Origin of the sequence: Sphaerospermopsis kisseleviana CS-549, assembly GCF_028329225.1 — a bacterium.
GTDB lineage: Bacteria > Cyanobacteriota > Cyanobacteriia > Cyanobacteriales > Nostocaceae > Sphaerospermopsis > Sphaerospermopsis kisseleviana.
The window spans coordinates 1-10,690 of record NZ_JAQMTI010000320.1 but is presented as its reverse complement, the minus strand read 5'-3'; the positions used below and the strand labels follow the sequence as shown (position 1 = coordinate 10,690).

Annotated in this window: 8 protein-coding genes; all 8 read right to left on the bottom strand. The window is 39.5% G+C overall.

The window, feature by feature from the left end:
- Window positions 1-218: 218 nt before the first annotated feature.
- The 8 genes from PN497_RS24750 to PN497_RS24720 all read right to left on the bottom strand — a co-directional run bounded on the left by PN497_RS24750 (window position 219) and on the right by PN497_RS24720 (window position 10,630).
- Entirely contained in the window at window positions 219-1,013 is a 795-nt protein-coding gene (locus PN497_RS24750; protein ID WP_272111021.1) for an LmeA family phospholipid-binding protein, read from the bottom strand.
- 1,034 nt (window positions 1,014-2,047) lie between these two features.
- The gene (locus PN497_RS25835; protein WP_334310701.1) at window positions 2,048-3,253 is read right to left on the bottom strand and encodes a polysaccharide biosynthesis tyrosine autokinase; all 1,206 of its coding nucleotides are present in this window, start codon (window positions 3,251-3,253) and stop codon (window positions 2,048-2,050) included.
- 39 nt (window positions 3,254-3,292) lie between these two features.
- Window positions 3,293-4,282 (bottom strand): GumC family protein, encoded by a 990-nt coding sequence (locus PN497_RS25830; RefSeq protein WP_334310700.1) that lies wholly within the window; start codon window positions 4,280-4,282, stop codon window positions 3,293-3,295.
- A 388-nt stretch (window positions 4,283-4,670) separates the two neighbouring features.
- On the bottom strand, window positions 4,671-5,471 hold the full coding sequence (locus PN497_RS24740; RefSeq protein WP_272111020.1) for a nucleotidyltransferase family protein: 801 nt from the start codon (window positions 5,469-5,471) through the stop codon (window positions 4,671-4,673).
- 89 nt (window positions 5,472-5,560) lie between these two features.
- On the bottom strand, window positions 5,561-6,418 hold the full coding sequence (locus PN497_RS24735; RefSeq protein ID WP_096569310.1) for a Uma2 family endonuclease: 858 nt from the start codon (window positions 6,416-6,418) through the stop codon (window positions 5,561-5,563).
- Window positions 6,419-6,908: 490 nt separating this feature from the next.
- Window positions 6,909-8,858, bottom strand: a complete 1,950-nt coding sequence (locus PN497_RS24730; RefSeq protein ID WP_272111019.1) for a polysaccharide biosynthesis protein — start codon at window positions 8,856-8,858, stop codon at window positions 6,909-6,911.
- 555 nt (window positions 8,859-9,413) lie between these two features.
- Entirely contained in the window at window positions 9,414-10,010 is a 597-nt protein-coding gene (locus PN497_RS24725; RefSeq protein ID WP_096569316.1) for a YdcF family protein, read from the bottom strand.
- A 302-nt stretch (window positions 10,011-10,312) separates the two neighbouring features.
- Window positions 10,313-10,630, bottom strand: a complete 318-nt coding sequence (locus PN497_RS24720; protein ID WP_334310699.1) for a DUF4351 domain-containing protein — start codon at window positions 10,628-10,630, stop codon at window positions 10,313-10,315.
- Window positions 10,631-10,690 lie beyond the last annotated feature (60 nt).

The window sequence follows — 10,690 nt, the reverse complement described above, 5'->3', positions numbered from 1 at the left end:
GGTAAATAAACCACATTTTGATTTAGGTTTCGCGTCAACAATGTAGGGGCGTTCGCGAAGCGTGCTGGAAGCATCAGCATTCGGATGATAGTCTTAGGTAAAAACCGATAATTAATTGTCCGAATGCTTCGCCCTTACTGTGGTCTAAAGACATGAAAACTGCTGTAATAACCCAATCAACTATCAACTATCAACTATCACCTCTCCCCCAATCCCCATTAACCACTTTTAGGAATTCGTTCTATTTCTGCATATCCACTAAAAATCAATCTTTGACCTTCGGTTTCTAAACGATTAAGTCGCATTTTTACACCATCCAGGTCAAAACGGTCTAAATCGACCATATTATCTAAAATTTCTACCAGTGCCATGCTTAAAGTTTGGGAGGTTTCCCGTTGTGCTTCTGGTACTTGTTCTAGTTCAATTTTTGGATCTTTAAAAGAAACTCGTCGCCGTCTTTCAATACCTATACTTAAAGTCATACTCAGGGGTATGACTTCACCGTTATTTAAGTCAGCTTTAGCTAGAAGATGTAAGCGATTTCCCGGCAATAACTGTATTTGAACGTCGGTAAAGGAAACTGGTTCACCACCTGAAATTGCTGTTAAAGCTGATTCAGAAAGGTTGAGAAGTCGCTTTTTCACCAATTCTGCTTGGAAAGCTTGATTAATACCTGCTTCTGATAATATTACTTGCGCTACTGCTTGGGTGGGTTGTTTAAGGTTGAGTTTGCCGCTCAAAACCGAACTAAAGTCAATGGCAACCGCATCGGTTTCAAAAGACATTTCTTCAACAGCGAAGTCTCTCCGAATTACTAGGCCACGACCGCTCATTTTAAAGCTATCAATGCTGCCTTGCAACAGTTTGCTGGAGGGATAGCAGCGCACAAAGACTTCTACTGACTCGCTCTGGGTAAACAGGTGGCGAATCGTTTGGCTGGCGACTGTGTTGAGCATTCGCTCTCCCCAATCTGTGCCTTTGGGATCTGTTAAACCAGTAAGTCCGCCTAACATTAGGTTTTGGGTCTCTAGAAGTTCTTTGTACTTTTGTAACAAATTGTGAACAATTCTGCAAGCGATCCCCAGATTTTTTGTTCTAATAGGTTTGAGCAGGATAACTGATGCTTTGCTTTACCGGGAATTTGAGATTTGAGATTTTAGATGAAAAAATTTGGTATGGGAAAAATCGTAACCCCCAAATCCAAAATTTTTGAGCTTCTACACTTTAGAGGGTGTTTAAAAAGGGTTTGCTGAAAAAGTCTTTTCGTTAGGGCTAGGAGTCAGGAGTCGTAGGGGCGAAGCATTCGGACGACCAATTATCAATTTTATGAAAAGGCTATTTTCCTGTAAGGGCGAAGCATTCGGACGACCAATTATCAATTTTATGAAAAGGCTATTTTCCTGTAAGGGCGAAGCATTCGGGCGATAAATTATCAATTTTTATCACAGGTTATTTTCCGAATGCTTCGCCCCTACTTCGCCCGTACAGGAGTCAGGAGGAGAATTAAAGACATTTTTTAATTTCTGTCCGCCCAGAAAAGTGCAAGGTTTTTCAGACTCAAGACGCTATAACGAAAGCACCTACCGTCTTTTTTATGAGCCTCAAACTCTTTATTCATCAAGGTTTTGAGTTTATTCAGCAACCCCTAAAAAGTTTTGAATGGTGATATTAGACACTTGTATTTGTCTCTATTTTGTTATTGCGATTATAATCGGAGTTATATTACATTGTTGTAGTGACAAGACTTAGCGGACAAGGTATAAAAAATTCACAAATAAGATTAACTGGCCTATGGCTAACGCCACGCTGCGCTATCGGGCGAGGCAGAAGGCAGAGGGCAGGAGGCAGAAGGAAAATTTTTGAATTAAGAATAAAGCCTTTTTGACTCGCCCATTTGGTTTTAAGTCCCCCGCCATAATCTGGTGATTTGGTGAGCCAGCCAGCACTGCAAGAAGGTTTCCTTCTGTAGGTGACTGGCGAACCCGCAAGGGCGGTCTACGATTAGAGGTGGGTTTAAATCCCCCACTAAGAAAGCCTCCTGCCTCCTTTAAGATTTTCTAGCTTCTATACCAGTATTATAGTAGTAGTCACTGTAATAATTATGAAGCTGATTATTTTCACCGTTAGCAACCACACCTAAGACATTGATAGGAAAGAGTTTCAGACTGTCCTGAAGTTGCATCACTGCTGATTTGTCGGTTTTGTCCATTCTCACCACCAGCAGCGTACCATCCGTTTGTGGAGCTATCAGTCTGGCATCAACTATTTCCAGCATGGGAGGAGCATCATAAATCACTAAATCAAAATTTTCGTGCAAATATTCCATCACTTGCTTCATTTTATCCGATGAAAGCAATCTTACAGGATCTGGTGGTTTATCGCCAACGGTAATCACTGATAACAAACTCATATCAGGTAACTGTTGCATCACCTGCTCAACTGGTATATTTGATGTGAGGACATTGGTTAAACCAAATAAATTTTTTAATCCCGATATGCTGTGAATCTGAGGGCGGCGCAAATCACCATCCACCAGCAATACTCTTTTGCCCAAGGCTGCTGCTGTTTGAGCTAGATGGAATGCAACCGTAGTCTTTCCATCTCCAGGCATCGTGGAAGAAATAGTTAAAGATCTAATCGGTTGATCAGAATTGAGCAACTGAATATTAGAGTAAAGAACCTGTAAAGATTCCCAAAATAAACCTTGTCCATAATAGCCACAATAACTTTTCTTGCTCCTCTGGTAGAAAAGTTTAGACAACCAAGAATCAACTTGAGGAAATTTTCCTGATTCAGATTTGGAAGTGGAGCGATTATTGTAAGCAGATTGGTAATCTTTGATGCTTTTGTCTATGGGAAGAGTTCCCAATAAAGGTAGTTTGATTTTCTCCTTCAGGCTGTCGATATCATGAAAGGTATTGTCGAGTTTTTCCAGTAGGAAGGCAATACCCACACCTGTTGCTAAACTGCCAAATAATCCCACAATCAAATTTAGAGGTATATTTGGCAAAACAGGATCTTCTTTTTGATTTGCTGCTTGTGTTAATTCCCAAGGTAGTTCTGTTTGTGCTACTTGAATTACAAGGTTTTCACGGGCTTCTAAAAACCGATTTAGGCTATCATTGGCTATTTGCAAGTTCCGCTGAATTTCGGTGTATTGTCTGGCTAAGATGGGTAGTTGCTTAAATCTTTGCTTGGTTTGCTGCTCTACTCTGGCTAGTTCCTGGCTTTGTACCTCTAGGTTCTGAAGCACACTGGTTGCTTCAGCTAATTTTAATCCTACATACCGCCTTTATTCATCTTCTATCAGAGGCAAAAGATTCTGCTTTTTCTCTTCTAATACTTTTATAGACGGGCTATCTGGTTGAAACCGTACTAATTCTCCAGATAACTGGGCTTCTAATTGACGTAATTGAGTGATTAATTGACTATATATAGGGGCTGTATTTAATGTTGCTTGTTGTCCTTCTGGGGTTGATAAGCTAACATAAGTAGCTCTGGCTGCGGCTAAGTTTTGCTCAATTTCTAGTCTTTCTTCTGCTAATTTTTGCAGTTGTTCTGCCACATGATCGGACTGATGTTCTGGATCAATAAAATCATACCTTTGTCTGAATATTTGTAGTTGTTTCTGCAATTGACCTACCCTATTTCTGATGGCAGGTAGTTGTTGATCTACAAATTGCAATCCCTGAGTTAGTTTGGTTTTGCGTTTTTCTAAGCTGTATTTCAAATAGAAATCGGATAGTGTCTTTAATACTAAGTCAATTTTTTGAGGTTCTTGATGTCGATAGCTTATTTTTATAATTTTGGTTTTACCTAGACGACTAACCTTTAAATTTTTCATTAGTAAATCATAGGTGAGATCAGGATAGGAAGATTGTATCTTTGGCAGAACTTCTTTCATCAGTTCCTGGCTTATAAGCACCTCAATTTGGCTTTCGTAATCTAGGGTAGAGTTATTCATCACAATAGACTCTGGCAGAGGTACTTGTCCTAATAAATTACTATCACTATTCACAGGCTCAACTAAAAGCTGAAAATTACCTTCATAAATATTTTCTGCTTTAAGTGTGAGGTAAATAACAGTAGACATCACTACAGAGACAACGCTGATGATAACCAATGCTCGTCTCTTGATAAAAGAAAAAAAGTCTTTTAAGTCTATATCATCTTCCTCGGTTTCAAATGAGGGAAAATTCTGAGGAGGCAAGGTTTGAGGTGCAATAATGACTCTGCCATTTTCATTCAAGGTTGAGTTTATGCTAGAATTATGATTGTTCATGGATTGTTATATCAAATGATCTTTTGGGTTAAGTATTTTTTTGTATTTTTGTAGCATTCTAAGCTTTTATTCAGCTAAATTTTATGGCTCTCCTAGACTAGATATGACCATTTAACACTTAATACTTGGTTAAATTCATTCTGTGTTTCATTATACAGCATTTTTAGTTATGATGAGGTAAAGATATTAAAGATATTAATGATAAAACCCTTATTCAGCAAGCCCTAATTATTGATTTATTATTTATTTATTTATTTATTTATAGCGTTTCCCAGTCTCATGAGGTACACCCTAATTTATTTACTGTTCCCAATTCCCAATTCGCAATTCCCAATTTCCTAAGATAAAAAACTCTGTACCTCACTAGCTTGGTAAATGCTATATTTATTTATTTTGCTTGAGATTCTAACCATTGATTAAAAAGTGCGATCGCCTCTTGGATTTTGACGATAATTATTTCTGTTTGTTGGGCTAATTCTAATACTCTTTCTTTTCGCAATTGCAAATTATAATTATGACGTGCTAAATGTCTAAATTTCCGATAATCATTTAATTGTAATAATAGTGAACCTTGCCAGACAGGAGGACGATTTTCCCCACCAATTTCTGCCATTTGTAACAATAGTTGTTCATGCCAATTTTCGGCTTTTGGCATTCCCTCATCTAAAGTAACAGCAATTCTTTCACTAATTCGCTCACAGGCTGTGTAAAAATCACAAATATAGCTAGATAACGCAGGAGTGAGGGCAATTTCTGGAATACTTTCTGCTTGAGCAATTAATTGCTTTAAAGCTTGAAAATTCTGCTCTAAAGCCATCATCTCGTCTTCAATGCGAGTTTTTAAGGCTAAATATTTATTAGTTGGCATGAGTTTTTCTTTGAGAATCCGAGAACGGACAAAATCTGGTAGTTCTTCTAATGCTACCAAATCTATTTTTAACCAATTAGGTGCGATTGTTTCTAGAAGAGAATATGCCTCCCATTGTTGCTTTTCCGACATTCCTGTCACTGCTAAATCTAAATCAGATTGCCAATGCCAAGGGCTTTCTCCTGATAAAGAACCAAATAATATTACTTCTTTTGCTCCCTGTTCTAGGAGAATTTGCTGACATTTTGCGGCTGTTTGTAATGCTTCTTGTTTTCTTTGTTCTAGAGTTTGATTGCTGTTTTCTGTATAAATGTTGTTCATATACAGCACATTCCATCTACATGAACATTAAAACTGAACTAGGCTATTAGCCAAGAAAATTATTACCTGGCTTGCTTGTTTAAATTCCTTTAAATTTCATCTAAATTCACTCCCAAAGCTCGCAGTTTTTCCGCTAGTTTGTCTGCTCGTTGTTTTTCTTGTTCTGCTCGTTGTTTTTCTTGTTCTGCTCGTTGTTTTTCCTGTTGTGCGCTTTCAGCAAAAGTAGGAATCCAATCACCATCCTCATTATACCAACGTAGCCACAAACCTTCTGTACCTTGATATTTTCCTGACCAAACCCCTACTCCTAATTGCAATTCAGGAAACCAGAATTTTGGTTCTACCAGTTCCACTGCTTGATATTTTATGCCCATGAGTTGAAATACTCGGAGGCGATTTTCATATCTATCGAAAATAACATAGTAGGGCGATCGCAAATACTGTTCATAAGCTTGCCATTTTGTCGGTGGTTTATTCGCGCTTCTTGATGTTTGTCCTAAATCTTCTGCTTCTGTACCTGGTGATAATAATTCTACGATTAAAAATGGCGCTAGTCCTTCTTGCCAAATGACATAACTCCAGCGCATATCCTCTTGTTTTTCTGAAGCGGGTACACCTAACACTAAAAACCAATCTGGTCTTTTATACCATGCAAAATGGCGCACATCATAATATAAGTTTAAATCCGTACCAATGAACATTTCTTCCTGGGGATAAACAGGAGATTGGCAGGTTTCCCGTAATAATTGTGGTTGAAAGTCATGAAATTCGTCTGGCAACCCTGGTTCCTCTGGATTTTCACTAGGTAAATCATACATCGTCGGCAAAGTTTCCCAGGGTGGACGGGGATGAATGGTGGACTCTAATTCTTCCTCATTGTCACCCTCACTGGGTAAATCATACATGGTGGGCAGGTTTTTTTGCGGGGGTGCTTCACTTTGATACATGATTCATTACCTCCTGTGTTTCATTATACAGCATTTTTCGTTATGATGAGGTACAGATATTAATGATAAAACCCTTGTAGCACAGGCATACTTCGACAAGCTCAGTACAAGTCTTGCCTGTTCATATTGTACCTCATGTAGATGGAATGTGCTGTATCTCTCCGGTAATTGAATGTGGGTAATTTGAAACCCTTTCTAGAACACCGATTCATTAATCGTAAGGGCGTATAGCATTCGGACGGAATATGAATTGGTTTCAGCGATAGGTTATCACCCGAATGCTTCGCCCCTACAAGGTAAAAACAAATTACCTAGCATTACTGAATCGACGTTCTAGGGACAATTCATGAATTGTCCCTACATGAATTGTACCTACATTCATTTTCACCAGATGTCTAATCAACATCTCCGGTAATTAATGGTTGTAGAGAGGTTGCATACAACGTCTCTACAAGCTTCTGGAAGTCCCCATGGGGAGTGTCAAGCAGATTTACTCAGCAGATTTACTCAGCAGTTGGGATGATAACTGTGGAGAGTAATATTCAGGAACCAGGACCTTGAGCAGAGATAAGAGAGTATCTTTGTCTTCTTCTTGGGCTGCTAAGAAAAGCTGATACAGATATGGCTCTAGCTTTGTCCAAGGTATCATTGCTTCCTGGGCGGAGTAAATTTTCGGATGTATAGTTTTTTTAACATTCTTTTCTTCAATCAACAGCTCTTCATAGAGCTTCTCTCCTGGACGCAAACCTGTGATTTTAATCTCAATGTCCTTCCCTAAAACTAGACCACTGAGTTCTACCATTTGCACCGCCAGATCGTAAATTTTTACCGGTTTCCCCATATCCAAGAGGAAAACCTCTCCCCCCTCACCGAGAGCGCCAGCTTGAATGACCAGGCGAGCTGCTTCGGGAATGGACATAAAATAGCGAGTAATTTCGGGATGGGTAATAGTAATCGGTTGTCGCTGTAAAATCTGTTGTTGAAATCGGGGTACTACTGAACCCGTGCTATTTAACACATTACCAAACCTGACCATGAGCAAACGGGTGTAGGTATCCGGCTGTTTTGATAAAGCTTGCAAAATCAACTCAGCCACTCGTTTGGTTGTTCCCATCACACTGGTGGGTCGTACAGCCTTATCGGTGGAAATTAAGACAAAAGTCTCAACTTTACACTCATTGGCCGTGCGCGTAGCTACTAGTGTACCGTAAATATTGTTAATCACCCCTTGGGCAGGGTTCATTTCTACTAAAGGAACGTGCTTGTAAGCCGCAGCATGATATAAAGTATCAATATTATATTCTGTAATTACCTGTTTCAGGCGTTGGGCATCAGTTACTGAGCCTAAACAAGCAGAACAAGACAAGTTAGGGTAGGTTTCTCGTAACTCTATTTCAATGTTATATAGTGCAAATTCATTTAATTCATATAGAACTAGGTGGCGGGGTTGTTGTTGAGCAATTTGACGACAGAGTTCTGAACCAATAGAACCACCCGCTCCTGTGACTAAAACAGATTTATTTGTGATGTTGACTTGCAGTAACCTGGGATCTGGGAGAACTTCTTCTCGTCCTAAAATATCGCCTATATTGATTTCCCGGAGTTGAGCAATGGAGACTTTACCTGATATGATTTCTGCTAGAGTGGGTACTGTTTTCACTTCTATATCTAGAGCTTTAAGTTCCGCAACAATTTCTTGCTTTCTTGTGGGCGTTGCTGATGGAATTGCTAAGAGTACTAGCTGTACCTGGTACTTATTAATGAGATATTCCAACTTCTCAGGGCTATAAACCTGAATGCCATTAATCGTATGTTTCCATAGTTGTGAATTGTCGTCCACAAAGGCTATAATCTCAAAGTTGTTATCCAGAACAAGTGCTTGGGATAGTTGAAATCCAGCTTGTCCGGCTCCATAGATAATTACTGGTTGCAGGAGTTGCTTGCTATCTGCTACACTACTAATGGGTTGAGATGGGAGTTTTAATCTCAGGGGGGAACTCAAACCATATAACAGCCATCGGCCTATGAGTCTGACTGTGACTATTAAAATTAGTGTGATTAAAGTATCTACTATCTGAACAGAAATAGGTAGGAAATTGACCCGGAAAACCAAATCCAGGATGATCAATCCTCCTTGTCCCAAAATAACTGATTTGAAGGCTGTGTATAAAAAGGCAAATTCACTGTATTTTAGTACATTTTTGTACATTCCCAGTAGGGAAAATAACAGGATTTTTCCGGGAATCAGCGGAATAATAGAAGGGAGATATTTACCCAGTATATCCAAAGGAAATAAACTGTGGGAATCTATGGAAAATGCAATATAAATTGCCAATAAAAATAGTAGAGAGTCAGTTAAATACAGAATCAGATGCTTTTTTGTTCTTGATGAAGTTTGGAGAAAATGGGTAATATTTTTGATAAAAACAGTTTTTTTCAAAAGACTAAGCAGAAAATATGTTATTCGCATAGTTATGGATGGGAAAGTGTGATCAAACAGTTTAAAATTAAATTTGTCACAAACTAAGCATTAATAATAGACATCTCCGAAAATTAAATATGCGTAACCTGAAACCCTTGGTAGGGATAATTTATGAATTGTCCCTACATCTTTTTCGGACAGGTCTAATGTAGAGACGTTTTATAGAACGTCTCTAGAATGGGTTTCAGGTTATGCACATTTAATTACCACCAGATGTCTAATAGACATCCCCAGAAAAGAAATTATGGAACCTATTTATGGGGGCAGGGCGAAGCTTATGGGATATCTAGATGTCTGATTTTTCCGTTAAATTAACGCCCATAAGCTTCGCCCCTACAACTTATGACAAATTAATACATTCTATTGTGGAGATATCTAATGAAATCCCCGACTTTTCGGAACACTTGTACATTACCAAAAGTCGGGGTTATTTGGGGTATATTTTTAGTAAATTGACTTAGTAAATTGACTTAGTAAATTGACTTAGTAAATTGACTTAGTAAATTGACAAATTTATGATCTGCTATTTCCTGTCGCCGATTGCAAGCGGGGATTGAAACTGGCTCCGGTGCGCCCGGTAACTAGCCAAACCACTGAGCGCCCTATGTCCCTAGCAATACGTGTTCGAGCTTCTGGCTGAGAGTTTTGGGAGGGGACGGGGACGGGAGTAAAGGCGATTCCCTGACTACCAAAGACAATAGTGGCGATCGCCTGGGAGCGGGGCATATGGTAGTCTGAGGTGACGAGATAGACGTGGCGAATATTATTTTGTTGCAAAGGTGCAACCATTGTGGTAAAATTAGTTACTGTATCTGTGGCGCGGTTGTCGTACTGGATGCGATCTGCTCCCTGTAGCTTTTGGCTGTGAAGGTCACCTAAGATGCGGCGGATTTCCGGTTCGCCCACGGAAACCCAAATGGGAAGATCTGGGAATTTTTGAGCCATTTCTCGGGTGAATTTGGCTCTGCTGTCTTCCCCACTGAGCATCAAAATGGCTTGGGGTTGGGGATTTTGTTGACGTGCTATGGCTAGACGCAGGGGGATAGCAGTGGCTATAGTAAACATTCCCAAGCAACCAGCTAGGGTTAATAAGCGCAGAGGTTTGACCATATCCGTGGATAAGATTTCAGCTATATGCCTATGTTAGAGGCAAATTTTTGATCTGAGATAATTTTCCCCAGATATCCGGTTATCTCACCTTTACTTAAGATATTTATGGGGCTGGGCGAAGCTTATGGGATATCTAGATGTCTGATTTTTCCCTTAAATTATCGCCCATAAGCTTCGCCCCTACAACATCCTGCAAACTCCAGTAATTTGTGGTATTTATCAAAATTCTTTGTATAACAGTATTGATCGCCCCCAGGGTAGTTTTAAAGGCGATCGCATCAGCTATATTTGGTAGTATATTCCTATTTTTCCTGATGTGTACCATTTAACCAAGCTTCTAGGTCAGCAATGGTAGTAAAATCTAGGAGGGCTTCCCCTAGTGACTCCAGTTGATTGAGGTCTAAGGAACGGATTTGAGCTTCTTGGTTGGGTGACAATATTCCACAGCGACGATTAACCTGACGGATAATTAGCTGGGCTTCACCTTCCTGTTTACCTTCGGCTTTACCTTCGGCTTTACCTTCGGCTTTACCTTCTTGTCTACCCTCCTTAGCTCCTAGTTGAAACACATCCCGATAGAATCTTGTCTGGGTAATATCTGCTGTTTTCAGGTCTAACATCTTCAATATTTCCTCTGGACTGATTTGGGGGAATTTGCTTACTAGTATAGCCTCGATCAG

Coding starts and splice junctions, on each gene's coding strand:
- PN497_RS25830 (WP_334310700.1), bottom strand. CDS start 4,282: ATGAACAATCATAATTCTAGCATAAACTCAACCTTGAATGAAAATGGC.
- PN497_RS24725 (WP_096569316.1), bottom strand. CDS start 10,010: ATGGTCAAACCTCTGCGCTTATTAACCCTAGCTGGTTGCTTGGGAATG.
- PN497_RS24720 (WP_334310699.1), bottom strand. CDS start 10,630: ATGTTAGACCTGAAAACAGCAGATATTACCCAGACAAGATTCTATCGG.
- PN497_RS24750 (WP_272111021.1), bottom strand. CDS start 1,013: ATGTTAGGCGGACTTACTGGTTTAACAGATCCCAAAGGCACAGATTGG.
- PN497_RS24735 (WP_096569310.1), bottom strand. CDS start 6,418: ATGTATCAAAGTGAAGCACCCCCGCAAAAAAACCTGCCCACCATGTAT.
- PN497_RS24740 (WP_272111020.1), bottom strand. CDS start 5,471: ATGAACAACATTTATACAGAAAACAGCAATCAAACTCTAGAACAAAGA.